The 25129-nt window shown below is 65.0% G+C and carries 25 protein-coding genes; 15 read left to right on the plus strand and 10 right to left on the minus strand.

From position 1 onward, the window contains the following. Window positions 1–125: 125 nt before the first annotated feature. Window positions 126–467 (plus strand): hypothetical protein, encoded by a 342-nt coding sequence (locus tag QX094_RS13685; protein ID WP_315825563.1) that lies wholly within the window; start codon window positions 126–128, stop codon window positions 465–467. Continuing rightward, window positions 439–1095, plus strand: coding sequence for a nucleotidyl transferase AbiEii/AbiGii toxin family protein (locus QX094_RS13690; protein ID WP_315715130.1), 657 nt, complete (start codon window positions 439–441; stop codon window positions 1093–1095). The genes QX094_RS13685 and QX094_RS13690 overlap by 29 nt, the downstream gene beginning before the upstream one ends. A 27-nt stretch (window positions 1096–1122) precedes the next feature. Here the strand turns inward: QX094_RS13690 and QX094_RS13695 are convergent, their stop codons facing one another. After that, window positions 1123–2844 carry an alpha-amylase family protein gene (locus QX094_RS13695; RefSeq protein ID WP_315751893.1) on the minus strand — a complete coding sequence of 574 codons (1722 nt, stop codon included), beginning with the start codon at window positions 2842–2844 and terminating at the stop codon, window positions 1123–1125. A gap of 124 nt (window positions 2845–2968) precedes the next feature. On the opposite strand from QX094_RS13695, the gene QX094_RS13700 reads away from it, so the two are divergent. Continuing rightward, window positions 2969–3451, plus strand: coding sequence for an MmcB family DNA repair protein (locus tag QX094_RS13700; protein WP_315751894.1), 483 nt, complete (start codon window positions 2969–2971; stop codon window positions 3449–3451). A 156-nt stretch (window positions 3452–3607) separates the two neighbouring features. Here the strand turns inward: QX094_RS13700 and QX094_RS13705 are convergent, their stop codons facing one another. The 3 genes from QX094_RS13705 to QX094_RS13715 all read right to left on the minus strand — a co-directional run bounded on the left by QX094_RS13705 (window position 3608) and on the right by QX094_RS13715 (window position 4472). Then, window positions 3608–3868: a DUF1488 domain-containing protein gene (locus QX094_RS13705; protein WP_315715133.1), complete on the minus strand. Its 261-nt coding sequence runs from the start codon at window positions 3866–3868 to the stop codon at window positions 3608–3610. A 106-nt stretch (window positions 3869–3974) separates the two neighbouring features. Continuing rightward, a complete protein-coding gene (locus tag QX094_RS13710) occupies window positions 3975–4217 on the minus strand; it encodes a hypothetical protein (protein ID WP_172134681.1) in 243 nt (80 codons plus the stop codon). 117 nt (window positions 4218–4334) lie between these two features. After that, entirely contained in the window at window positions 4335–4472 is a 138-nt protein-coding gene (locus QX094_RS13715) for a hypothetical protein (RefSeq protein ID WP_172115158.1), read from the minus strand. Between the two features lie 504 nt (window positions 4473–4976). On the opposite strand from QX094_RS13715, the gene QX094_RS13720 reads away from it, so the two are divergent. The 3 genes from QX094_RS13720 to QX094_RS13730 all read left to right on the plus strand — a co-directional run bounded on the left by QX094_RS13720 (window position 4977) and on the right by QX094_RS13730 (window position 6119). Beyond that, on the plus strand, window positions 4977–5246 hold the full coding sequence (locus QX094_RS13720) for a hypothetical protein (RefSeq protein ID WP_172115156.1): 270 nt from the start codon (window positions 4977–4979) through the stop codon (window positions 5244–5246). Next, complete coding sequence (locus QX094_RS13725) at window positions 5239–5535, plus strand: hypothetical protein (protein ID WP_315715135.1); 297 nt, start codon at window positions 5239–5241, stop codon at window positions 5533–5535. Before QX094_RS13720 ends, QX094_RS13725 begins: the two co-directional genes overlap by 8 nt. Window positions 5536–5753: 218 nt before the next feature. Continuing rightward, on the plus strand, window positions 5754–6119 hold the full coding sequence (locus QX094_RS13730) for a hypothetical protein (RefSeq protein WP_316174422.1): 366 nt from the start codon (window positions 5754–5756) through the stop codon (window positions 6117–6119). Between the two features lie 23 nt (window positions 6120–6142). Here the strand turns inward: QX094_RS13730 and QX094_RS13735 are convergent, their stop codons facing one another. After that, on the minus strand, window positions 6143–6697 hold the full coding sequence (locus tag QX094_RS13735) for an ActR/PrrA/RegA family redox response regulator transcription factor (protein WP_315715137.1): 555 nt from the start codon (window positions 6695–6697) through the stop codon (window positions 6143–6145). A 175-nt stretch (window positions 6698–6872) separates the two neighbouring features. Then, entirely contained in the window at window positions 6873–8228 is a 1356-nt protein-coding gene (locus QX094_RS13740) for an ActS/PrrB/RegB family redox-sensitive histidine kinase (RefSeq protein ID WP_315751897.1), read from the minus strand. A gap of 97 nt (window positions 8229–8325) precedes the next feature. On the opposite strand from QX094_RS13740, the gene QX094_RS13745 reads away from it, so the two are divergent. The 5 genes from QX094_RS13745 to QX094_RS13765 all read left to right on the plus strand — a co-directional run bounded on the left by QX094_RS13745 (window position 8326) and on the right by QX094_RS13765 (window position 15407). Next, complete coding sequence (locus tag QX094_RS13745) at window positions 8326–9117, plus strand: ABC transporter ATP-binding protein (RefSeq protein WP_315715139.1); 792 nt, start codon at window positions 8326–8328, stop codon at window positions 9115–9117. Beyond that, complete coding sequence (locus tag QX094_RS13750) at window positions 9114–9926, plus strand: ABC transporter permease (protein ID WP_315715140.1); 813 nt, start codon at window positions 9114–9116, stop codon at window positions 9924–9926. Before QX094_RS13745 ends, QX094_RS13750 begins: the two co-directional genes overlap by 4 nt. Before the next feature lie 123 nt (window positions 9927–10049). After that, complete coding sequence (locus tag QX094_RS13755) at window positions 10050–11378, plus strand: polyhydroxyalkanoate depolymerase (RefSeq protein WP_315715141.1); 1329 nt, start codon at window positions 10050–10052, stop codon at window positions 11376–11378. A 208-nt stretch (window positions 11379–11586) separates the two neighbouring features. Further along, a complete protein-coding gene (locus QX094_RS13760; RefSeq protein ID WP_315715142.1) occupies window positions 11587–12426 on the plus strand; it encodes a SprT family zinc-dependent metalloprotease in 840 nt (279 codons plus the stop codon). A 317-nt stretch (window positions 12427–12743) separates the two neighbouring features. Beyond that, window positions 12744–15407, plus strand: coding sequence for an EAL domain-containing protein (locus QX094_RS13765; RefSeq protein ID WP_316166290.1), 2664 nt, complete (start codon window positions 12744–12746; stop codon window positions 15405–15407). Window positions 15408–15456: 49 nt separating this feature from the next. Here the strand turns inward: QX094_RS13765 and QX094_RS13770 are convergent, their stop codons facing one another. Then, window positions 15457–17655 (minus strand): penicillin-binding protein 1A, encoded by a 2199-nt coding sequence (locus QX094_RS13770; RefSeq protein ID WP_316174424.1) that lies wholly within the window; start codon window positions 17653–17655, stop codon window positions 15457–15459. A gap of 154 nt (window positions 17656–17809) precedes the next feature. Here QX094_RS13770 and QX094_RS13775 point away from each other — a divergent pair, with 154 nt between their 5' ends. From QX094_RS13775 to QX094_RS13790, 4 genes are all read left to right on the plus strand, one after another. Continuing rightward, window positions 17810–18238, plus strand: coding sequence for a DUF1330 domain-containing protein (locus tag QX094_RS13775; protein WP_316174425.1), 429 nt, complete (start codon window positions 17810–17812; stop codon window positions 18236–18238). 258 nt (window positions 18239–18496) lie between these two features. Then, entirely contained in the window at window positions 18497–18811 is a 315-nt protein-coding gene (locus QX094_RS13780) for a metalloregulator ArsR/SmtB family transcription factor (RefSeq protein ID WP_315715146.1), read from the plus strand. Beyond that, window positions 18808–19167, plus strand: coding sequence for an SRPBCC domain-containing protein (locus tag QX094_RS13785; protein WP_316174426.1), 360 nt, complete (start codon window positions 18808–18810; stop codon window positions 19165–19167). The genes QX094_RS13780 and QX094_RS13785 overlap by 4 nt, the downstream gene beginning before the upstream one ends. Window positions 19168–19210: 43 nt before the next feature. After that, window positions 19211–19828: an ATP-dependent Clp protease proteolytic subunit gene (locus QX094_RS13790; protein ID WP_315715148.1), complete on the plus strand. Its 618-nt coding sequence runs from the start codon at window positions 19211–19213 to the stop codon at window positions 19826–19828. 256 nt (window positions 19829–20084) lie between these two features. Here QX094_RS13790 and QX094_RS13795 read toward each other — a convergent pair whose 3' ends face one another. The 3 genes from QX094_RS13795 to QX094_RS13805 form a co-directional block, all read right to left on the minus strand. Further along, window positions 20085–21311, minus strand: a complete 1227-nt coding sequence (locus tag QX094_RS13795) for an ABC transporter substrate-binding protein (protein ID WP_315768055.1) — start codon at window positions 21309–21311, stop codon at window positions 20085–20087. 379 nt (window positions 21312–21690) lie between these two features. Continuing rightward, on the minus strand, window positions 21691–22056 hold the full coding sequence (locus QX094_RS13800) for a DUF1304 domain-containing protein (protein WP_315715150.1): 366 nt from the start codon (window positions 22054–22056) through the stop codon (window positions 21691–21693). A gap of 95 nt (window positions 22057–22151) precedes the next feature. Continuing rightward, entirely contained in the window at window positions 22152–24947 is a 2796-nt protein-coding gene (locus QX094_RS13805) for a [protein-PII] uridylyltransferase (RefSeq protein ID WP_316174428.1), read from the minus strand. Window positions 24948–25129 lie beyond the last annotated feature (182 nt).

Genomic DNA, 25129 nt, shown 5'->3' on the forward strand with positions numbered 1-25129 from the left:
CCGGAATTGTTGAGGTTCCCACCGAACGGCGCCATATTGCGCGACAGATGCCGGGGAATCTTCGGCCTTCAAGGAGATGACGTGTACTGGTCTCCGAAACCGGTACTTCGCGGGAGTTCGAACTGATGAATACGCCGCCGCCGACGACGTCTGACAGTCTCACCGCGGCCGTGACCACGATCAATACGCCGCTGCCGGTCCGCATTGGCGAGGCGACGTTGCTGGCCTGCCTCAAAGCCGAGAAACTGGAGCCGAAATGGCGTGTCCACGTGCAGGCGTTCTTTGACGAAATTGATGCCTCTGTGATCCATCATCTCGTCCTCGACAAGGCTGTGACGTTCGAAGAACTATCGAAGGCGATCGACACTTGGCAGGTTGTGGGGTCCGAAAATGAGAGATGGGTCAGGGAAATGGCGGCCTTCGAGGTGGCAAGACCTCATGCAGAAGGCGCTGCTGTCCCTCGATAGCCTGGAGGGCGGCCCTGGGGCGTGGACGTTCGGGGGCGGCACGGCCCTGGCGCAGAGCTTCGATCATCGCATCAGCTACGACGTCGACATCTTTCTGGATTCGAGCACGGCCCTGAAGCGGCTCGCGCCGAACATGAATCCTGTCACGAAGGCCCTTTGCGATACGTGGCAATGGCCGGGCAAATATCTGAAGCTGATTCTCCGGGACGTAGGTGAGATCGATTTCTTGAATGCGCCCACCTTTACGGATCATCCGACGTATCCGTTGAGCTTCGGCGGCCGGATTATACCGGCGGAGCGACCGGCAGAGATTGCGACGAAAAAGTTGATCTATCGTGCATCGACCTACACGGCGCGCGACACGTTCGACCTTGCCGCGGTCTATCTCTATGATCGACCGGCGCTCGGCGAGATCGCGCAATCTCCGGCAATGACCCGCGATGTCGTATCGGCCGCACACAATCGTTTAAGTCTGGCAAGATATCAGTTCCAGGCGGAAATGCGAGACCTCATCAATTTGACGGCTCGCGGAGAGAAGTTCGTCGACACCTCCTGCGAAATGGCGTTGGAGGCGTTGGTCGAAATTCAGCGCCTCGTTCACGAACGAGATGCGCAGCCGAGCGGCTGAAGCCGTTCTCCTTGAAGACGCCCGTCATCAGTTGGTCGTCGATCGCCGCCGCGCCTTCCGCCGCTTTTTCACCGGGCTCTTCGTCTCGATATCGCTTCGCCGCAGCAGATAGTCCAATCCGCCGACGCGGTACCAGCGGTAGCCGTAGGGCTCGAGCACCAGGGTGTGGCGGCCGCGGTCGTCGGCCTGGCTGTGATCCTCCGACAGCAGATTGATCAGCAGCTTCCCGCCATCGTCCGGCAGTCCGGCATCGAAGCTGATCTCCCGCGGCTTCTCGTCGAGATTGTGCACGAACAGCACCGAGTTGTTGCGCCAGTCGTAGCGCATGATCAGCACGGCCGGATCCCTGGTCGCGATCACCTCGAAATCGCCCCAGCCGACTTCCGGCACCTCCTTGCGCATGCGGATGATGCGTTCGGTCCAGTTCAGCATGGAATTCGGATCACGCCGCTGCCGGGCGGCGTTGATGTGATCATAGCCATAGGGGCCGTGATCGATCACCGGAGACGCCGGCGCGTCGCTCTTGGTGAAGCCGCCATGCGGCTCGGTCGACCATTGCATCGGGGTGCGCGCGCAATTGCGCTCGGCCAGGCTGAGATCGTCGCCCATCGCGAGCTCGTCGCCATAGCGGATCACGGGCGTGCCGGGCAAGGTGAACATCAGGCTGTAGGCGAGCTCGATGCGGCGGCGGTCGCCGCCGAGCATCGGCGCCAGCCGCCGCCGAATGCCGCGATCGTACAACTGCATGTTCTTGTCCGGGCCGAACGCCGCGAACACCGCCGCGCGCTGCGGCTTGGTCAGGCGTCCCAGATCGAGCTCGTCGTGATTGCGCAGGAACAGGCCCCATTGCGCCGAGGCCGGCCGCGCCTTTGTCTGATAAAGCGCCTCGGCCAGCGGCCGCGTGTCGGAGGCCGCCAGCGCGTAGAACAGATGCTGGTTGACGTGGAAGTTGAACATCATGTGCATGCGGTCGCCGTCGTCGCCGAAATACTCCATGTCGGTTTCCGGCAGCACGTTGGCCTCGGCCAGGATGATCGCTTCGCCCTGGCGCCATTGCAGGAATTCGCGGAAGGTCCTGAGCATGTCGTACTGCTCGACCGGCTTCCTGACATCGGCGCCCTTGGCCGCGATCACGAACGGAACCGCGTCCATGCGGAAGCCGGAGACGCCGAGCTGGATCCAGAAGCCCATGATCTTCAGGATCTCTGCCTGCACCTCGGGATTGGAGGTGTTGAGATCGGGCTGGAAGTCGTAGAAGCGGTGGAAGTACCAGGCGCCCGATTCCTTGTCGCGGGTCCAGGTCGACTTCTGCACGCCGGGAAACACCATCCCCTTGTCGGCATTGGCCGGCTTCTTGTCCGACCAGACATACCAGTCGCGGTAGCGGGCGCTCTTCGAGCTGCGGGCGTCGACGAACCAGGGATGCCGGTCGGAGGTGTGGTTGACGACGAGGTCGATGATCACCCGGATGCCGCGCTGCTTGCAGCCATGCGTGAACTGGACGAAATCACCGAGCGTGCCGTAGCGCGGGTCGACGCCGTAATAGTCGGCGACGTCGTAGCCGTCGTCGTGCTGCGGCGAGGGCTGGAACGGCATCAGCCAGATCGCGGTGATGCCGAGCCCGTGCAGATAGTCGAGCCGGCGCGTCAGCCCCTTGAAATCGCCGATGCCATCGCCGTCGGCGTCCATATAGGTGCCGACCGACAGACAGTAGAACACCGCGTTCTTGTACCAGAGATCGTCGATCATGGACGGCGCCTCGCTGCGCCGCCCGGCCGGCGGCCGGCTTGTTAAGCGGAAGGCCGGCGTCAGGTTCCGGTTCCCGGGTGATCGGCGGGCTTGGGCGACGCCTGGAATCGGTTATGCTGCGGCAATGGAATCGTCCGCCGCCAGGATCAGCCTCGTTCCCACCGACCGCCGCCAGTCGGAGACGGCGCTGGCGATCGCGCGCGGCACCTCGCGCCTGCTGCGCTCGCTCGGCTTTGCCACCATCAGCGAGCTGCCGCTGCCGTCGGGCCGTCGCGCCGACCTGGTGGCGCTGAACGAGCGCGGCGAGATCTGGATCGTCGAGATCAAGTCGTCGGTCGAGGATCTGCGCGCGGATCACAAATGGGAGGACTACCGTGCCCATTGCGACCGGCTGTTCTTCGCCTTCACGCAGGATCTGCCGTGCGAGATCTTTCCGCAGGACACCGGCCTGATCGTCGCCGATGCCTATGGCGCCCACCTGCACTGCGAGGCGCCTGAGCACAGATTGCCGGCACCGACGCGCAAGTTGATGACGGTACGCTTCGGGCTCGCGGCGGCGCAGCGGATCAACCGGCTGATCGACCCGCAGGGCCACGCGGACCGCTAGACAATCCTCAAATGCGCTCCACTGGACGGGGTTTCCCCGCCTAGGTAGGTGACAGAGGCTCCGTCAGGTCACGAGTCTCGAGATGAGAGACATCAGCATCGCTGAGAACCGATCCGCATCACCGCCGGCCTGGCCGATCGCCGGCAGGCATCGCCTTCAGAAATTGGCGGCGACGAGATCGTAGGAGCCCCGGCTGCCGCGGACATAGAGCCGGGCGGCGGCGGCGCAGATCCGCTCGCGGTTGGAATCGAATGCGGTCAGAAAGCCCGACTCGTCGGGGCGGGCGTCGGGCTGAAGGCGTCTCAACGCACCCTCGTCGACGAAGAACGACGCTTCCATCGCGCTGTCATAGCCCCAGAACCGTACGGCACGTCGCGTGCGGTCATAGGAGCGGCTGTGATTTGGAAACTCAATCATGTGTGTGACCGATCAGGTTCGGAGGACACCGCGGTGAGGGCGGACGTCATCCAAGGGGCGTCGTTCGGCAATGGTCGCCGGCGACAAAGGGGGGGGGGCGCGCATCTCAATCGAAAGCCGATGGCAATTCGCCGTGGCGGAAGAAGACCGTCGGCTCATCGTCATAGTCGCCCATGTCGGGATCGCCCGAGGATGAGAACGCGACGACGCCTGCCTTGCTGGACACCAGCCGTTCCGCAGTCCGGAGCGCGCTCGCTTCCGTCTTGCAGGCGATCGGCGTCTCGGCTTTCGCGCGTCCGCCCCGGCCGGCGCTGAACGCCTGAACGACATAGATCGTTTCGCGCGCCATGTTCTGTCCTTTGGGCTGTCTACCGGTCGGCCGCGTCGTCGCTGCTTGCGCGCGGCCTTGATTGCGCACGGCCTTGCGTGCGGGAGACCATCCAGACTGATGAGGACCGGAAATCCCCTAGCGCTTCTTCTTGTCGCTGGAAAAATCCGGCTGCCATGCTCCGGCCTTCTGGCTCGGCGCTGCGGCAATGCTCTTGGGCTTTTCCTTCTTGGGTTTCTTGGCTTCGCGATTGCCTTTTTGCTGACCTTTGGCCATGTCGGTCTCCTCGACTCGGGTTGGAGCTGGTTCAACGCATCGGACGAGCGCCCCGTCGATCCTGCGTGCGCAGCGTCACTGCCGGTCGGCCGGGCGGCCGTCGTCCACCGGTTGCCGATGCGGGCGCCGCGGTGGTCGGATCTACGAATGCAGTGCGGCAACTGCGAGCGCGAGAAGGATCAGCAGAAGCGGCACGATAATGGGTGGAACGATCCACTCGCTCAGACGAAACTGCGGCATTGGCTACCCCTCGCGTGGTTTGCGGCGGGAGCGCTCGTGACCCTCAGTCACCGGTGAATGCCGTCGGAATGGCGGTGATCGCCATTGATACACCCTGGCTCCTGCAATAGCGAGCACCAAAGCGCAGCGACACGGTCCGATGACGCCACGCCGCTCATCACGTCGTGCTGATGAGAAAGCGGTGGCTATTGCCGGCCGCAAGGCGCATGCTTCGAAAGACTTCGAAGTCGCGACAGCGACAGCCGTTGCGAAAGGTAGGCGCAGATGAGCATCCGCTCGCGGCGCGAATTCGTCACATTCAAACACCCGTTCCGGATCAGGAGCATCGAGCGTCTCTTGCCCGAGGGCACCTACGAGGTGGTCACGGACGAGGAACTGATCGAGGGATTGTCCTTTGCTGCCTACCGCCGGGTTGCGACAATGATGATGGTCCCGGTCGCCGGTTCGCGCTCCGCTGCCGTCGAGATGCTGTCCATCAGCTCGGTCGATCTTGCAGACGCGCAGCGTGTCGACGCGAGTGCGTCGGATGACTGACGAGCCGCTCGATCTCGACAGGCACCGCGGGATGAGCGCGCAGAAGGCCGTGGACCTCCGTCGCGCGTTGGCAGAGGCCGAAAGTCATGCGCGGGAGCTGCGCGATCGGCAGGCTGTTCTCGAGCAGCACCTGCTCGCCAACGCGGCCGAGTCGTGGCCGGAAGCCGCCGCGAAGGCGCGCTATCTCCTGAACATCTACGCCGCGAGCCTTGCGGAACAGGATACCAGGCATCGGGAGCTGATCGCTGCTGTCCTGGCCGATTTCTCCCGGCTGACGGGGGAGAGCTGACGTCGGGCCGGCGCATCGTGGCGCCTTCCAGATCCACCTGTGAATCCGCCCGCGCCCGATTCAGGACCGTTGCCAGCGCGCGACAACATCCGCTCGTCCCGGCCTCCTGGCAATTTCCCCGGCTCTGCCCGACAATTGCCCCGCATGGGGCGCAACATGCCGGAACATTTTTAAGGCTCGAGCGGTATCCAGCCCAGGGGTGCGGACAGGGACGACAGATGCGACGGGTGGTCTTGGCGTTGACACTGCTCTTCGCGACCGGAGTCCGCGCGGAGGAAATGGCGTTCTACGTCCTGGGCGTGGGCGCCGATTCCTGCGAGCGCTTCATCGCCGCCGCCGAGGAGCAGCCACCCGGCACCTACAAGGCCATCACCAGTGCCGACGGCCCCTACGTCAACGCCATCTCAAAATATCAGCAGTGGATGATGGGCTACGTGTCCGCCATCAACGCGGATCGCGGCGATGAGGGCCGGCAGATCAAGCTCGATCTGACCGAGGTCGACAGCTGGATGCGCAATTGGTGCAGCCGCAACCCGCGGCGCACCGTCTTCCATGCGTTGCAGGCGTTCGTGAAGTCGCATTGACCCGCGGCGAACAAAAAATCCGCCTATTTCGGTGCGCGCTTGGCGAGGATGCGCTGCAGGGTGCGGCGGTGCATGTTGAGCCGGCGCGCCGTTTCCGAGACGTTACGGTTGCACATCTCATAGATGCGCTGGATGTGCTCCCAGCGGACACGGTCGGCCGACATCGGATTCTGCGGCAGCTCGGATTTTTCGCTGGTGGTCGACAGCAGCGCTGCAACGACGTCATCGGCATCGGCCGGTTTGGCGAGATAGTCGACGGCGCCCATCTTCACCGCCGTCACGGCGGTGGCGATGTTGCCGTAGCCGGTCAGCACGATGGCGCGCGCTTCGGGACGCTTGCGCTTCAGCGCCGACACCACGTCGAGGCCGTTGCCGTCGCCCAGCCGGAGGTCGACCACGGCGAAGGCCGGCGCCGCCTTGCCGATCTGTGAAATACCTTCGGCGACGCTCTCGCAGGAGGTCACCGTGAAACCGCGGGTCTCCATGGCGCGCGACAGGCGCTCCAGGAACGGCTTGTCGTCCTCCACGATGAGGAGAGAGCGGTCCGGATGGTTCGTCAGTTCGGCGATGGCGCCCACGGTCATATCCTTGAGAAGAAGGCTCGATGGTTGCGAGACGATCTGGTCCATCCTCATATGGTCTGCCGAGTCGCCGCTGCCAAGATCGCGGGTTGCCGCAGTCTGCGGCGTGACGCCGCGCGGGGCCGGTTTGCTGTATGCCAGGACCGCGCCAGCGGCGGCTGCCCCGGAGGTTTCATTCCGGCTCCGCCTCGCCATCGTCGTCCTCGCTGGCCTCGAAGCGCCGCCGCGGCCAGACGATCTGGACCACGGCGCCATGGTCGGGGAAGGTGCGGTTGCTGAACGAGACCTTGGCTCCGGTCCGCTCCAGCAGGGTGCGGGCGATGAACACGCCGAGCCCGAGGCCGCCGCCCTGGTTACCTCCCGGGCCGTCCTCGACGCTGGGCCGGCGTGACAGATAGGGCTCGCCGATCCGCTTCAGGATATCAGGCGCAAAGCCGGGGCCGTCGTCGGACACCACGATCTCGACCGTCTCGTTGTTCCACCAGGCGTTCACCTCGACGGCGTTGCGCGCGAAATCGACGGCGTTCTCCAGGATGTTGCCGACGCCATAGAGGATTGCGGGGTTGCGCGAGCCGACCGGCTCCTTGGCCGCGGTCACCGCGACGCGCACCTTGATGTCGACGCCAAAGTCGCGATGCGGTGCGACCGTCTCCTCGATCAAGGTCGACAGCTTCATCCGGTCGTACATCGACCCGATCGAGGACAGCTGGGTGATCTTGCCGAGAATGTCGCGGCAGCGCTGCGCCTGCTCGCGCAGGGTCTTGATGTCGGAGGTGACCTGGCTGTTGTCCTGCAGGGCGCGCTCCAACTCGCGCGAGATCAGCACGATGGTCGCGAGCGGCGTGCCCAGCTCGTGCGCGGCGGCCGCCGCGAGGCCGTCGAGCTGGGTGAGGTGCTGCTCGCGCGCCAGCACCAGCTCGGTCGCCGCCAACGCGTCCGACAGCTTGCGCGCCTCCTCGGTCACCTGGAACGCATAGAGGCTGGTGACCCCGATCGCGAGCGCGATCGAGAGCCAGACACCGAACAGATAGATCGGCGGGAAGATCAGCGGCTCCTCGCCTTCCCACGGCAGCGGCAGATGCATGAAGAACAAGGCGGTGGCGCAGGTGACGGCGAGCAGGCCGAGCATGATCGTCAGGCGGACGGGGAGGGCGGTCGCCGAGATCAGCACCGGGGCGAGGAACATGTAGGAGAAGGGATTCTCCAGCCCGCCGGTGAGATAGAGCAGCACCGTCAGCTCGATGATGTTGAGCGCGAGCAGGCCGCCGGCGTGGGCCGGCTCCAGCAACTGCATCGGGTTGAAGGCGATCTGCAGGCCGAGATTGAGCAGCGCCGAGATGCTGATCACCGCGAGACAGGGCACCACTGGCAGGTCGAACTCCAGGCCCTGCACCACGATGAAGATCGCGCTCAATTGACCGAGCGCGGCCAGCCAGCGCAGCCGCAGGATGGTGTCGAGCCGGACGCGCTGTCGCGGATGGCGATAGTCGGTGTCGGGCGTGTCGATGATCAGGGCGTCGTCGGTCATGACGGGAACCTAATGCCGCGCAAGCACGGCGACAAATCTGGCCCGCCGTTGGTGGCCTGTTGCGGTTTGCGGCACAATGCCTCAATGAACCCCTCCCATGACGCAAGATGACGCAGTGCCGACCCTCTCATCCGATTCCAGCTCGGTTTCCCCCGCGATTGCCGTGTCGCGGCTGACCAAGGTCTACAAGACGACGACCGCTGTCGACGGCGTCTCGTTTGCGATCCGCCGGGGCAGCATCACCGGGCTGCTCGGCGGCAACGGTGCCGGCAAGACCACGACGATTGCGATGATCATGGGGCTGGTGCAGCCGACCTCGGGCGAGGTCGCCGTGCTCGGCCACAGGATGCCGGACGAGGCTGCGGCCGTGCTGGGGCGGATGAATTTCGAGAGCCCCTATGTCGACATGCCGATGCGGCTCACGGTGCGGCAGAACCTCACCATCTTCGGCCGACTCTATGCGGTGGACCACCTCAAGGAGCGGATCGCCGAGCTCGCGGCGCAGCTCGACCTGAGCGACTTCATCGATCGCGCCAATGGCAAGCTCTCGGCCGGGCAGAAGACCCGCGTGGCGCTGGCGAAGGCGCTGATCAACGATCCCGAGCTGCTGCTGCTGGATGAGCCGACGGCCTCGCTCGATCCCGACACCGCCGACTGGGTGCGCGGCCATCTTGAGCGATACCGACAGCGCCGCGGCGCCACCATCCTGCTCGCCTCCCACAACATGCTCGAGGTCGAGCGTCTATGCGACCGCGTCATCATCATGAAGCGCGGCCGCATCGAGGACGACGACAGCCCGGCGCAGATCATGGCACGCTACAACCGCTCGACGCTTGAGGAGGTCTTTCTCGACGTCGCCCGCGGCCGCAACCGGGAGGCGGCGCAATGAACGATCTTTCGCTCCGCATCGCCCCGCACCGGATCGGCGCGATGATCCTGCGCTACTGGTATCTACTGCTGTCGTCCTGGCCGCGGCTGCTGGAGCTGATGTACTGGCCGACCTTGCAGATCATCACCTGGGGGTTTCTGCAGACCTACATCGCCGCCAATGCCGGCTTCTTCGCCCGCGCCGGCGGCACCCTGATCGGCGCGGTGATCCTGTGGGACATCCTGTTCCGCGGACAGCTCGGCTTCTCGATCTCCTTCCTGGAGGAGATGTGGGCGCGCAACATCGGCAACCTGATGATGAGTCCGCTGACCCCGATCGAATTCCTGCTGGCGCTGATGACGATGAGCCTGATCCGGCTGGCCATCGGCATCATTCCGATGACCCTGATCGCGGTCTGGTTCTTCGACTTCAACTTCTACAGCATCGGCCTGCCGCTGATCGCCTTCTTCTGCAACCTGATCTTCACCTCCTGGGCGGTCGGCATCTTCGTGTCGGGGCTGGTGCTGCGCAACGGGCTCGGCGCCGAAAGCATCGTCTGGACACTGATGTTCGCGCTGATGCCGCTGGCCTGCGTGTACTATCCCGTTCAGGTGCTGCCGCACTGGCTGCAACTGGTTGCCTGGTCCCTGCCGCCGACCTACGTGTTCGAGGGCATGCGCGCGCTGCTGGCGGATCACGTCTTCCGGTCCGACCTGATGCTGACCGCGCTCGGGCTCAATGCCGCCCTGCTGCTGGCGTCGTTTGCGGCATTCATTGCTCTCTTGCGCAGCGCACGCCGCGCCGGCTCGCTGCTGGCGGCAGGGGAATAATTACGCTTTTCCCGTGGATTTCCGGGCTTTTTCGTCGCTTTGAGGCACCTTCTCGTACACCACCGCATTGACGCATAATTGCGCATTCGGCAGTATGCTGCGCTGCAGAGAGGTTGAACGAGAATGCCGATAGGTGAGTTTGGCGGTGCACCGCCCCTGGCGTCGGAAGGCAGTCCGGTCCTGACGACGCCGATGTACTGGATGTACGAAATGGCGCACGCCTCGCTCAATCCGGCGCGCGCCGTCACCGACGCCACCAAGATCCTGTTTCAGAATCCGCTCAATCCCTGGGCCCACACCCAGATGGGCAAATCGGTCGCGGCGGCCTGCGAACTGTTCGAGCGCACCACACGCCGCTACGGCAAGCCCGAATGGGGACTCGACGAGACCGAGGTCAACGGCATCCGGACCCCGGTCGAGGTCCGCTCGATCTGGGAAAAGCCGTTCTGCAGGCTGCTCTATTTCGACCGCAAGCTGACCCGCCCCTTGCGCGCGCCGCAGCCCCGGCTGCTGATCGTGGCGCCGATGTCCGGCCATTACGCGACCCTGTTGCGCGGCACGGTGGAAGCGTTCCTGCCGACCCACGAGGTCTACATCACCGATTGGTCCGATGCGCGGATGGTCCCGCTGGCCGAAGGCCGCTTCGATCTCGACGACTACATCGACTATGTCATCGAGATGCTGCGCTTTCTCGGCACCAACATGCACGTCATGGCGGTGTGCCAGCCGGCGGTGCCGGTGCTGGCGGCGGTCTCGGTCATGGAGGCCGAGCGTGACCCGTTTGCGCCGATCTCGATGACCTTGATGGGCGGCCCCATCGACACCAGGCGCAACCCCACCGGCGTGAACAATCTCGCCCAGGAGCGCGGCATCGACTGGTTCCGCAACCACGTCATCACCAAGGTGCCGTTCCCGCATCCGGGCGTTATGCGCGACGTCTATCCGGGCTTCCTGCAGCTGAACGGCTTCATCAGCATGAATCTCGACCGCCATGTCGACGCCCACAAGGCGCTGTTCGCCAACCTGGTGAAGGGCGATGGCGATCAGGTCGACAAGCATCGCGACTTCTACGACGAGTATCTCGCCGTCATGGACCTGGCTGCGGAATATTATTTGCAGACGGTGGAGACGGTGTTCATCAAGCACGCGCTGCCGAAGGGCGAGATGACCCATCGCGGCACCCTGGTCGATCCGTCGAAGGTTACGCGTGTGGCGTTGATGACGGTCGAAGGCGAGAAGGACGATATCTCCGGTCTCGGTCAGACCGAGGCGACGCACGGACTCTGCTCGTCGATCCCGGATCACCGCCGGGTTCACTACGTGCAACCGGGTGTCGGTCACTACGGCGTGTTCAACGGCTCGCGATTCAAGTCGGAGATCGTGCCGCGCATCAACGATTTCATGTTGTCGGCAGCCGATCCGAAGTCGCTGCTCGCCATTGCGGCTGAATGAGCGAAGACGATGGTCACCGCGCATCCGAATCCGGCTGCGCGGTAACCCTTTGAAGGGACGGTCGAAACCGAAACTCAGGAGTGACTCAAGCAGTGAATGTGGCGTCGCTTCTTGAGCGATGCTTTTGAATCTGAATTCATGTTTTCGGGGGCGCGCGAGGCCCAACTGCTAGGGTGCGGAACCTTCTGAACCCCTGTATGTTGGGCAAATGATTTGTTTTTGCGCCGAGCGCTTTCCCTGGCGGTGGATATGGCAAAATCCGGGCGAGCTCTTACCCCCCGGACTGACAGAAATGGCCACTCGCGCGCTACTCTATCGGCGGCCCGCCGAACCCTCGCGTCTTCTCGTCAAGCATGGCTCGCAAATCTACTCGATTAGATTGCGGCGTCACCGTCGTGCGCGACGTTATACCCTGAGAATTCATCCGTCGGATCGCGAGGCGATCCTCACGATGCCGCCGCGCGGCACCATCATCGAGGCGAAAGACTTCGCGCAGCGTCACGGCGCCTGGATCGCAGCCCGTCTAGGACGTCTGCCGAAGGCGGCGCCGTTCCTGCCGGGCACGTTGGTGCCGCTTCGCGGCGTGCCGCACAAGATCGTGCATCGCGCGGGCGAACGCGGCACGGTGTGGACCGAGACGCGAGACAGTGGCGAGAAGATCCTGTGCGTGGCCGGCGGGATCGAGCACACTGAACGCCGCGTGCTCGACTTCCTGAAGCGCGAGGCGCGCCGTGACCTGCAGAAGGCGGCCGACGCCTATGCCGAGCAGCTTGGCGTCAAGGTCAAGCGGCTGTCGATCCGCGACCAGTCCAGCCGCTGGGGCTCGTGCACCTCGGCCGGCTCGCTGTCGTTCTCGTGGCGCCTGATCCTGGCGCCCCCCTTCGTGCTCGATTATCTCGCCGCGCACGAGGTCGCGCATCTGATCGAGATGAACCACTCGCCGCGGTTCTGGAAGGTGTGTGGCCGGATCTGCGCCTCGGTCGAGCGCGCCAAGAAGTGGCTCGACACCTGCGGCAACGACCTGCATCGCTACGGCATCGACGATTGAGGTATCGACGACGGACCGCTCGACGATGTGAATCCCAATGGCCCGGCCGTCTGGTCCGGGCCATTTCTTCGTAGGGTTCCAATCTGCAACGATGAACTCAGAACCCGCCTGCGGACTATCGAATTCTTAAGCCTTCTCGCCTGCAGTCGGAGGATATTGCCCAATTCGGCGGCGCTTTAACGTGGCTGTAACGCTGCGCTCGCCAGATTTACCGCAATCAAACCCAAGGTGACGTCCCAGCGAGCTGCCGGGTCGTTCGCTGCAACCAAAGCGCAGATCGTTTCTCTCGAAACGTGCAGCGCGCCTCGAATCGAACGATGCTTGCAAGCGAGTTCCAACCGGCCGCATCCACACAATTGCTCTCGGCCGCGCTCGACGGTGTTTCCGAGGCGATTCTCTTTCTCGACGCGCAGGGCCACGTCCAGCACGCCAATCGGGCGGCGTCGGTGCTGCTGCGGCGTGAGCCGGCCGCTCTGGTCGGCGCCGACCTCGAAAGTCTGGGTCTGCCCGCGGATCTGATCCCGGCGATCGCGTGCGACGAGACGACCGACGCGCAGCAGGAGGCGGACCAGTCCGACGCCCGCGAAATGACGATGCGCCATGCCGACGGCGGGTGGACCCGCCTCCGCCTGTCGCTGTGCGCGCTCCCGCCGGGCCGGGAGGATCAGCCGGTCCGTTCGCTGCTGTTCATTCGTGACGTGACCACCGAAGTCGACATGCGCGAGCGCAATGCGCTGCTGACGTCGGTCGCCGACCGGACCAACCGGGCCGTCATCGTCACCGATCGCGATCTCAACGTCCTCTACACCAACGCCGCCTTTGCCAGCCTGTTCGGCTACGCGCCTGAACAGGCGATCGGGCGCCGCGCCGAGGAGCTGCTGATCGGCCCCTGCACCGATCCCGCCATCGTCGACCGGCTGAGACAATGCCTCGAGGACGACCGTGGCATCGAAGAGGACGTGCTGGTCTACGACAAGGACGGCCGCGAGATCTGGACGACCGCCTATGTCAAGGCGCACCGGACCAAGCGGGGCAAGGTCAGATATCTGTTCGGGCTGCTCACGGACATCCGGGAGACCAAGCAGTTGCGCTCGCTGCAGCAGTTGATCATGGCGTCGCTGGCGTCCGACGTTTCGATCACGACCATCGCCGATCAGCTGTGCCGCCGGGTCGAAGAGCTCGCTCCGGACGCCGTCTGCTCGATCCTGCACGTCGATTCCGATGGGCACGTACATCCGCTCGGCGGCCCCAGCCTGCCGCCCGCTTATTCGGCCAGCCTCGACGGCGTCGCGATCGGGCCGGACGTCGGCTCCTGCGGCACCGCCGCCTATCTCTGCGAGCCGGTGCTGTCGCACGACATCGATAATGATCCGCGTTGGCAACCCTACAAGGCCGGCCCGCTCGCCGCCGGCCTGCGTGCCTGCTGGTCGTCGCCCATCAAGGGTAAGGATGGCCGCGTCATCGGCACCTTTGCCTTCTACTTCCGTGAATGCCGCGGCCCCAGTCCCTGGCACGAGCAGATCGTCGCCGCCTGCGTCCAGCTCGGTGCGCTCGCCATCGAGCGCCAGGAGGTCCGCTCGACGATCTCACAGGTCGCCTATCACGACATGCTGACGGGCCTGCCGAACCGGGCCCGCATCCCGTCGCTGATCGCCGAAGCCATCAAGGCGTGTCCGGACGGCGGACACGTCGCCGTGGCCTTCCTCGACGCCGACAATTTCAAGGACGTCAACGACACGCTGGGCCATGCCGCCGGTGACGAGTTCCTGGTCGGCTTCGCCAACCGCCTGCGAGCGCAGATCCGCCCCGGCGACATGCTGGGCCGGCTCGGCGGCGACGAGTTCGTGATCGTGCTGCAGAACCGCGATGCCCTGGAAGCCTCGCTCGCGGCCGCGCGCATCACCGCCGCGCTGGCGATGCCGCTGACGATCGGCAAGCGCCAGGTGCCGATGTCGGCGAGCATGGGGCTCAGCCTCTATCCTGATAATGCCAAGGACATCGAGACCCTGATCAAGCAGGCCGACGCGGCGATGTACAAGGCCAAGCGCGGCGGCCGGGCGACCTACCGCTTCTTCAGCGCCGACATCGACAAGCTCGCCGAAGAACGGCTGATGCATTCGACCGCGCTGCGCGAGGCGATCGCCAGCGAGGCCCTGACATTGCACTATCAGCCGCAGATCCGCACCCGCGACGGCGCGATCCACGGCGTGGAAGCGCTGGCGCGCTGGCACGATCCGGTGCTCGGCGAGGTCTCGCCCGCCAAGTTCATTCCGCTCGCCGAGGAATGCGGCCTGATCGAGCAGATCGGCGTGTGGTCGATCAAGCTGGCCTGCCAGCAGATGGCGTCGTGGCGCCGCGCCGGTCTCGACATCCCCTGCATCTCGGTGAACCTGTCGCCGATCAACTTCCAGAACGTCAACCTGGCGGCGATGGTGGCGCAGATCCTGGCCGCCAACGACCTGCCGGCGAAGATGCTGATGCTGGAGATCACCGAGGGCGTCATCCTCAACGAGCGCGCCACCGTGATCGCGACCATGAACGAGCTGCGCAACATGGGCGTCGGCCTGTCGCTGGACGATTTCGGCACCGGCTATTCGAGCCTGAGCCGACTGGCCCAGCTGCCGATCGACGAGTTGAAGATCGATCGCAGCTTCATGCGCGATTTCGAGAACGACAGCGGCACGCGGGCGATCGTGACCGCGGTCGTGCGCGTCGGCCAGAGCCTCGACGTGGCGGTGGTCGCCGAAGGTGTCGAGACCGAGCCGCAGCGCAAGCTGCTGGCCGAGCTCGGTTGCGATGCAATGCAGGGCTTCCTGTTCGCGCGGCCGATGGCCGCCAGCGCCTTCAGCCGCTGGCTGCTGGACTACAGCGCGCTGCGGGCGAGCCTGATGCTGCGGCAGATCGGGCGCAAACTGGCTCGAGCGTCCGGCGCGGCAACGGCCGAGCCGGCAGCGCGTCCCATCGCCGCAGCCGCCAGCTGAGAAGGGCGCATCCCCTCGCGGATGCGCCTCTCACCTCATCTTCGCCGGCTCAGCGCTTTCCACCGAACAATCGATCCACCAGCCAGCCGTCGAGGCCCGCGGCGGCTTCCGGCCGCGCGTTGCCGCGGCTCGGCGGCGCCGAGCGTGCGCTCGGTGCCGGCGCGGATGGCGCCGTGATCTGCGAGGCGATCTGCGCCAGGGTCGGGACCAGGCCCGAGCCCTGCGCGTTCGGCAGCGCCGCGACCGGCACGCCCTGATGCGCTGATCGCATGAAGCGGGTCCAGACCTCGACGGGCAGGCCGCCGCCGGTCGCCTTCTTGGTCGGCGAGTTGTCGTCGTTGCCGAGCCAGACGCCGGTGACGAGATGCGCGGTGTAGCCGATGAACCAGGCGTCGCGGAAATCCTGGCTGGTGCCGGTCTTGCCGGCAGCGATCCAGCCCGGGATCTCCGCCTTCTTCGCGGTGCCGGAGATCAGGGTCTCCTGCATCATCTGATTCATCATCGCCGCGTTGCGCGGCTCGATCACCTGCACCGGCTGCTCGGTTTGGCGCATGTAGAGCAGCTTGCCGTCGAGCGTCCTGATCCGCGTCACCACATGCGGCGAGACGGCGAGGCCGCCATTGGAGAACGGCGCGTAGGCGCCGACCAGCTCGATCATCGACACCTCGGAGGTGCCGAGCGCGATCGACGGGTTGGGATCGAGCTTGGAGGCGATGCCGAGCCGGTGTGCGGTCCGCACCACGTTCTTCGGTCCGACCTCGAGGCCGACGCGCACGGCGACCGTGTTGAGCGACATCGCCAGCGCCTGGGTCAGCGTCACCGGGCCGAAATATTCGCGGGTGTAGTTCTCCGGCTTCCAGCCCTTCAGATCGAGCGGCGCGTCCTGGCGGACCGTGTCCGGCGCCAGGCCCTGCTCGATCGCGGTGAGATAGACGAACGGCTTGAACGCCGAGCCGGGCTGGCGTTTGGCGGTTACGGCGCGGTTGAACTGGCTGTCGGCATAGTTGCGGCCGCCGACCATGGCGCGCACGGCGCCGTCGGGGGTCATCGCCACCAGCGCGCCCTGGCTGACGTTGAACTTGACGCTCTTCGCCGCGAGCTCGTCGATGATGGCCGCTTCCGCCACGCTCTGCAGCTTCGGATCGATCGTGGTCTCCACCACGATCGACTCCTCGACTTGGCCGACGAGGTCGTCGAGCACCTCGCCGATCCAGTCGGCGACGTAGTTGATGGTGCCGGCGCCGGCCGGCTTCACCGCGACGGATGGATGCGCGATCTGGGCCTGCGCCTGGGCCTCGGTGATGAACTTGGCCTCCGCCATCGCCGCCAGCACGGTCTGGGCGCGCTTGGCCGCGCCCTCCGGGTTGCGGTTCGGCGCCAGCCGCGACGGCGACTTGACGAGACCTGCGAGCATCGCGGCTTCGCCGATCGTCACCTGCCGCGCCGACTTGCCAAAATAGCGCTGCGCCGCGGCCTCGACGCCGTAGGCGCCCGAGCCGAAATAGACCCGGTTGAGATACAGCTCGAGGATCTCGCGCTTGGAATATTTGCGCTCCAGCCACAGCGCCAGCTCCGCCTCCTGCAGCTTGCGCGCCAGCGTGCGCTCCTGGGTCAGGAACAGGTTCTTGGCGAGCTGCTGCGTCAGGGTCGAGCCGCCCTGCGACACGCCGCGATGCAGGATGTTGGCGACGACGGCGCGGGCGATGCCGATCGGGTCGATGCCGAAATGCTGGTAGAAGCGGCGGTCCTCGATGGCGATGAACGCCTTCGGCAGATAGGGCGGCAGATCCTTCAGGGCGACGTTGGCGCCGGCCATCTCGCCGCGCTGCGCCAGCATGGTGCCGTCATAGCCCACGATCTCGATCGTCGGCGGCCGTTTGGGGATCTCCAGCGATTGGATCGGCGGCAGATGCGCGCCGGCCCAGATCACGACGCCGACCAGCGCGATCACGCCCCACAGGCCGCAGACCAGCGCCCAGTAGAACATGCGCCCGATCGACATTCCCCAGCGCGACTTGCCGCGTCTCGGCTTTGGTTTCGGTGTCGAGGCCTTCGGCTCGCGCGCCGGCACATCGTCCTCGTCGTCGGGCTCGACCGGCCTTTTCTTTGCAGTCTTTGCAACTGACTTCTTGGGCGTGTCGTCGGAGGGAATGCGATCCTTGGGGTCGAGGCGCAGATCGGCCATCGCGGCCGCAAGACCGAATCGCGGCTCCTTGCGTCCGCCGCCCTGTTTCCGTCCCCGCGCCATACGCAACCCGAGCCCGCGACCCCGCCGTCCGACCACGGTAACGTCCGGAGTTTAAGGGGCAGTTAGAAAGATCTTAACGCGCGATTAGGAGTTTCGCGCCGCTAACGCCGCGTTATGGTTAAGCCAAGGTAAACAACAACAGGCGAGGGAGTTCATGGGCCATATCGATCCCACCAAGGAGGTGTTCGCGCAGTTTCGGGAGAACGACCGCCCGGGGCCGATCCACATGCTGAACCTGGTGCGGCTGCGCAGGGAGGCAGCCTATCCCGATGGACGCAAGGTCAGCGGCGCGGAAGCCTATGCCGCCTATGGCCGCGAGAGCGGCCCGGTGTTCGAGCGCCTCGGCGGCCGCATCGTCTGGCAGGGTCGTTTCGAGCTGATGCTGATCGGTCCGCAGGACGAACGTTGGGATCGCTGCTTCATCGCGGAATATCCGAGCGTGCAGGCGTTCGTCGAGATGATTAGGGATCCCGTCTATCGCGAGGCGGTGAAGCACCGCCAGGCTGCGGTCGAAGACTCGCGCCTGATCCGCCACGCCGTGCAGCCGGTGGGCAAGAACTTTGGCGAGGTGCCGGCGGGGTAGGTCTCATTGCATTTCGCGTCTCATTGCATTTGCGAGACTGGTAGTACGGTGTTGCCACACGAAAGGTACGTTCCCTCCCCCCTTGTGGGGGAGGGCTAGGGAGGGGGGTGGCCACGAAGACGGTCGCCCGGAGCTACCCCCCTCCCCAACCCTCCCCCACAAGGGGGGAGGGAGCGCGGCGGTGGACGGCGATAGGGAACGCCAACATCCACGTCGTCGACGCTTGCACGTCACATAAGTTTATGCTTATGTGTTGGCATGATCGAGAGTGACATCTTCAGAGCCCTGGCTGATCCGACGCGATACGCGATCTTCGAGAAGCTGGCGAACGGCAGCATGAATGCCAGCGCGCTTCGCGAGGGTCTGACGATCAGCCAGCCGGCGATGTCCCAGCACCTCGCGGTTCTCCGAAGCGCGGGATTGGTGAGGGAAGAACGGCAGGGTCGCTTCGTCAACTATGAGGTCGATCCGGAGGGCCTGGCGCAGATCGCGCGCTGGCTGGCGAAGTACCGCGCCTACTGGCCGTCGCGGGTCGATGCGTTGAAGGCCGTGCTGAAGGACATGGACCAATGACCGATATCAAGGCTGACCGGCAGAGCGACGATCTGGTGCTCGACTACGAACTGGACGCGCCGCCGGAGAAGGTCTGGCGTGCCATCAGCATTCCTGCGCTGCGCGAGAACTGGCTGCCGCGCGGCGACCTCGCCGATGCTGCGCCAATCTCCGCGACGCCCGGCGAAGAAGTCCGCTACCGGATGCGCGACCACGAACCGCCGTACCTGGAGAGCATCGTGACGTTCCAGGTCATGCCCAATGCCGAGGGCGGCACCAGGCTCAGAATCATTCACGGGTTGGTCGCCACGACGCTGATGCGGCGGACATCGTCGGCGGCGAACAGCAACAGGCGCAGCCTGATGCGCGCGGCCTGACCCTTCAAGTCACCGACACCTCACTGAAACCGGGAGCTCGCGCATGCGCGACACGATGCAACTCGTCCCTATGGTCATCGAGCAGTCGAGCCGGGGAGAGCGATCCTTCGACATCTATTCGCGGCTGCTGCGCGAGCGGATCGTCTTCCTCAACGGCGAGGTCAACGATACGGTCTCCGCCCTGGTCTGCGCGCAACTGCTTTTCCTCGAGGCGGAGAACCCAAAGCGGCCGATCCATCTCTACATCAATTCACCTGGCGGCGTGATCACCAGCGGCCTGGCGATGTATGACACGATGCAATTCGTCAAAGCACCGGTGCACACGCTCTGCATGGGAACGGCGCGTTCGATGGGCTCGTTTCTTCTGATGGCGGGAGAGCCGGGCGAGCGGACGGCGCTGCCCAATGCAAGCCTTCACGTGCATCAGCCGCTCGGTGGCTTTCAGGGCCAGGCGTCCGACATCCTGATTCACGCGAGGGAGATGGAGCAGACCAAGCACCGCATGATCAGGCTCTACGCCGAGCATTGCGGGCGCAGCTATGAGGACGTCGAGCGCACCCTGGATCGCGATCACTTCATGACCGCGGACGAAGCCTTGCAGTGGGGCTTGATCGACCGCGTCGTCAAGCAACGCGACCTGGGTGACGTCATCAACGACTGATACTCCCTCGACGCGAGGGCGGATCCTGCCGCAACAGCCGTCGTCACCCGCGATGCGGTCGAATGGCCGTCGGCGAGCGCACGCAGCGGCGAACGGGCGCACCCCCGTGCCGCAATGCAGAACGGGGCCGCGCCATCGCGCAGCCCCGTACCATCGATGTTGACCGCGTCATTCCGGGGCGAAGCGCAGCATCGAACCCGGAATCTCGAGGTTGGTTCGTCGCTGTCGCGACGCCCTGGAACGACGTCGAGTGCAGCTAGCCCGCCGCGCCCTTGTCCTCCAGGATCGGGCCGAACAGTTCCCAGCGCTCGCCGTTGAACTTCATCATCTGCAGTTGCTTGTTGACACGATAGTCGGTCGGCGAGGTGTTGATCTTCATTCCCGGTAGCGAGAAGTCGCCGGTTACATCCTTCAGCGACGCCGCCTGCTTCATGACGTTCTCGTGCGTCAGGTTGTCGCCGCACATCTGCAGCACGGTGACCAGGAGCTGCGCGGTCGAATAGCCGTAGGTGTTGAAGTTCGAGTTCTTGTCACCCTCGGGATAATACTTGGCCATGAAATCGAAATAGCGCTTCAGGCCCGGATCGTCCTTCCACTGCGGGTCGAGCGGATCCTTGCCGTAGTTGACGGAGATGACGCCCTTGGCAGCGTCGAGGCCCGCAGGCTGCATGACCGCGCCGACCGAGGTCGCGTTGATGTCGACAATGTGCACGGGGTGCCAATCGAGCTCATGGAGCTTCTTGATCGCCTGCGCGGCTTGTTTCGGCGTCGCGGCCGAGAACAACAGGTCGGCTCCCGCCGACTTGATCTTCAGGATCTGCGAGTCGATGGTCGGATCGGAAACCTCGTAGGAGGCTTCGGACACGATCATCGTCGACGCCTTGTCGCCGAGGCCGGCCTTGATACCGTTCAGGTAGTCCTTGCCGAGATCGTCATTCTGATAGAGCACGCCGATCTTGGCGTTGGGATGCTCCTTCAGAATATACTGGCCGTAGATGCGGCCCTCGGTGAAGTAGTTGGGATTGTACCCCATGGTCCACGGGAAGTTCTTGGGGTCCGTGAACTTGGTGGCGCCGGTGGCGGCGAACAACTGCGGCACCTTCTTGGCGTTGAGGTATTTCTGGACCGCGGCGTTGGACGGCGTGCCGATAATCTGGAAGGTCAGCAGAACTCCGTCGTCCTCGACCAGCTTGCGGACCTGCTCGACGGCCTTGGGCGGCGAGTAGGCGTCGTCATACTGGATCAGCTTGATCTTGCGGCCGTTGATGCCGCCCTGCTCGTTGATCATGTTGAAATAGGCGGCCTGGGTCTTGCCGATCGAGGCATAGGCCGAGGCAGGACCCGAGAACGGCACCGTCTGGCCGACCTTGATCTCGGTATCGGAGGCGCCGGGATCATACTTCTTCTGGGCCGAGGCTGACGTGACGGAGAGGGTGACGGCCAAAGCGGCCGCCCCTGCAAGACGGAAATATCCCTGTCGCATGGGGTCTATCGTTCCTCCTGATTTGTTATGCGGCTGGTCTGCCCGACCGGGGCGCCATCGCTGGGAGGGAGTGTGGAGGAAGGGCTGGGCGGACGCAAGGCGAGGGGAGCACGGGTGCGGCGGTTCCGTCGATGTCGCTATGATGAGCCCAACTGGCTCAACAAGTTCGGTGTCGTCCCGGCCAAGCCCGGCGTCGCGCAGCGACGTCGGGCGCAGAGCCGGGATCCATAGCCACAGGCCGTCGTGTGGCTACGGCTCGGAGTGGCGATCCTGCCCCAAAACGCTGCCTGGGATTATGGGTCCCGGATCGGCGCCGCGACGCGCTTGTGCGCGTCACGGCTTGTCCGGGACGACACAGAGGATGGAGATACAGCCCGGCTCAGCCCGCGAGCCAAACCAGCACCAGGCCGATCGTGGCCGGCACGCTCTGGATGAACAGGATCTTGCGGCTGGCGGTGGCGGCGCCATAGAGCCCGGCGACGAGCACGCAGAGCAGGAAGAAGATCTTGATCTGGAACGCGAAGGCCGGCGTCGGGTGCGCCAGGCCCCAGAACAGGCCGGCGGCGAGGAAGCCGTTGTAGAGGCCCTGATTGGCGCCGAGCACCTTGGTCTGCTCCGCGCGCTCCGGCGTGTTGTTGAACGCCCTCAAGCCGGCCGGTTTGGTCCAGAGAAACATCTCGAGTACCAGAATGTAGACGTGCAGCAGGCCGATCAGCCCGACGACGATGTCTGCAATCAATGCCATGGTTCGGCTCCCCCAAGCCTGCGTGGGCCGGCGCTGGTGCCGGTCCCCTCGTTCAAATCGAGCTCCCGAGCGGCTCAGGGCCGCGCGATGGTCGCTCATGCCGCCGGTTGAGCGGCCGCGTCGTCATTCGCCAGCAGATGCAGCAGCGCGCTCTTGATCGCGGCCTGCCGGGTCGGCGCGTTGATCTGCGCGCCCAGCAGGTCGGTGACGTAGAACACGTCGCGGGCGCGTTCGCCGAAGGTCGCGACATGGGCCGAGGCGATGTTGAGATTCAGCTTCGAAATCGCGGTGGTCAGCTCGTACAGCAGGCCGGGGCGATCCAGGCCGGAGACCTCGATCACGGTGTAGAGCTCCGACCATTGATTGTTGATGGTGACCTCCGGCTCGACCGAGAACGCCTTGTGCTGCTTGCCCCGCGTCGTCCGCCGCGCCACGGCGTCCGGCAGCCGCAGCTTGCCCTCCAGCACCTGCTCGATGGTCTCGCCGATCCGCGTCGCGCGGCGGCCTTCGTCCTCGTCGCGCTCATATTCGCGGGAGATCGCGATGGTGTCGAGCGCGCGGCCGTCGGTCGTGGTGTAGATCTGGGCATCGACGATGTTGGCCCCGGCGGAGGCGCAGGCGCCGGCGATGATCGACAGCAGCCACGGATGGTCCATCGCGAAGATCGTCAGCTCGGTCACGCCGCGCGCCGGATCGAAGCCGACATTGATCGCGAGCTTGTGCCCGGCATCCTCGCTCGATCGCACGAAGCGGGCATGGCGGATCTTGCGCGGCAGCTCGACCTTGAGCCAGTAGGCCGGATAGTGCCGGCCGATATAGGTGTTGAGCTCGTCCTCGGGCCAGTCGGTGAAGGCGTTGCGGAATTCGGCCTGCGCCGCGGTGATGCGCTTGGCGCGGTTGACCTCGGAGAAGCCGCCGGTCAGTACCGGCTCGGTCTCGTAATACAGCGTACGCAGGAGCTGCGCCTTCCAGCCGTTCCAGACGCCGGGGCCGACTCCGCGGATGTCGGCGGTGGTCAGGATGGTCAGCAGCTTCATCTGCTCGACGGACTGCACCACGGCGGCGAAATTCTCGATCGTCTTGCGGTCCGACAGGTCGCGCGACTGCGCCACCGTCGACATCGTCAGATGCTCCTCGATCAGCCAGGCGACCAGTTCGGTGTCGGCATTGTTGAAGCCGAGCCGCGGGCACAGCCGGCGCGCGATCTTGGCGCCGGCGATGGAATGGTCCTCGGGCCGCCCCTTGGCGACGTCGTGCAGCAGCACGGTGATGTAGATGACAGCGCGGTGCTCGGGCCGGATCTTGCGCATCAGGTCGGAGGCCAGGGTGAACTCGTCGATGCCGCCGCGCTCGATCTCCTGCAGGAACCCGATGCAGCGGATCAGGTGCTCGTCGACCGTGTAGTGATGATACATGTTGAACTGCATCATCGAGACGATGCGGCCGAAGGCGCGAATGAAGTGGCCGAGCACGCCGGTCTCGTTCATCCGCCGCAGCACGACCTCGGCATCGTTGGAGGTCAGGATCTCCATGAACAGCCGGTTGGCCACGGGATCGTCGCGCAGCTCGGTGTTGATCAGGTTCAAAGAGCGCGTGACCGCGCGCATCGCGTCGGGATGGAAGGCGAGGTTGTGCTTCTGCGCCAGCCGGAAGATGCGGATCAGATTGACCGGATCGTGCTTGAAGACGTCGGGCGCGGCGAGGTTGATGCGGTTGTTGTCGACGATGAAGTCGTCGCTCTCCGGCACGCGCCGCCAGGTGGCGCCGGTGGTCAGGCGCGAGATCATCCGGCTCAGCACCGGCGCCGGCTTGGCCTGCTGGTCCTCGAGCTTGGCGCACAGGATGGCGGTGAGATTGCCGACCTCCTTGGCGACCAGGAAGTAGTGCTTCATGAAGCGCTCGACATCCTGCATGCCGGGATGGCTGGTGTAGCCCAGCCGCACCGCGATCTCGCGCTGCAGGTCGAACGACAGCCGTTCTTCCGGACGGCCGCTGACGAAATGCAGGTTGCAGCGCACCGACCACAGGAAGTCCGCGCAGCGCCGGAAGGTGCGGTATTCATGCGCGTCGAACACGCCGCGCTCGACCAATTCGGCGGTCTCGCGCACGCGGTAGACGTATTTGGCGATCCAGAACAGCGTGTGCAGGTCGCGCAGGCCGCCCTTGCCGTCCTTGACGTTGGGCTCGACGAGATAGCGCGACTGGCCGCCGCGGCGGTGCCGCTCCTCGCGCTCGGCGAGCTTGGCGGCCACGAACTCGGCTGCGGTGCCCTGCACCACCTCGCTGTCGAAGCGCGCGACCAGCTCGTCATAGAGCGGCCGGTCGCCCGCGAGATAGCGCGTCTCCAGGATGGCGGTGCGGATGGTCATGTCGCCGCGCGCCTGGCGGATCGACTCGTCGACCGAGCGGGTCGCGTGGCCGACCTTCAATCCCATGTCCCACAGCGAGTACAGAATGGCTTCGGCGACCTGCTCGCCCCAGGCGGTCTGCTTGTAGGGCAGGATGAACAGGAGATCGATGTCGGACTCCGGCGCCATCAGGCCGCGGCCATAGCCGCCGGTGGCGACCACCGCCATGCGCTCGGCGCCGCTCGGCACCTGCGAGCGATAGAGGTGCTGGGTGGCGGCGGCGTAGAGGATGCGAATGATCTCGTCCTGCACGAAGCAGAGCTGCTCGGCGCAGCGCCGGCCGTGGCGGTCCTTCAACAGTTGCGCCTGGGCCGCCGCGCGCGCCTTGACCAGCTCGGCCTTGAGGAATTGCACCACGGCGGCGCGGAACATGTCCTCGCGTCCCGAATGCTGCGCGGCCAACGCGTCGACCGCAGCCGCGATGCCGGCGCTGTCGAAATCGGAAAGGCTATCAGGGTGGGAATGGGGGGCGACGCTGTCCATGGATGCAACCGGATATCGAACAAGGCCTGTGCTGTCACGAAACTTCCAATGCAACAATCGATCCATGCTGTCATCGGTGCTCACGGGATGATGATCGTTCTGAACGGCGCCGTCGAAAGGAAAAGCAATTCTCGCGCGCCCCTGGCATAACTCATTGAAACAACAGCAATGTTTCTTGAGGG

This window comes from Bradyrhizobium sp. SZCCHNS1050, from assembly GCF_032484785.1.
Classification (GTDB): domain Bacteria; phylum Pseudomonadota; class Alphaproteobacteria; order Rhizobiales; family Xanthobacteraceae; genus Bradyrhizobium.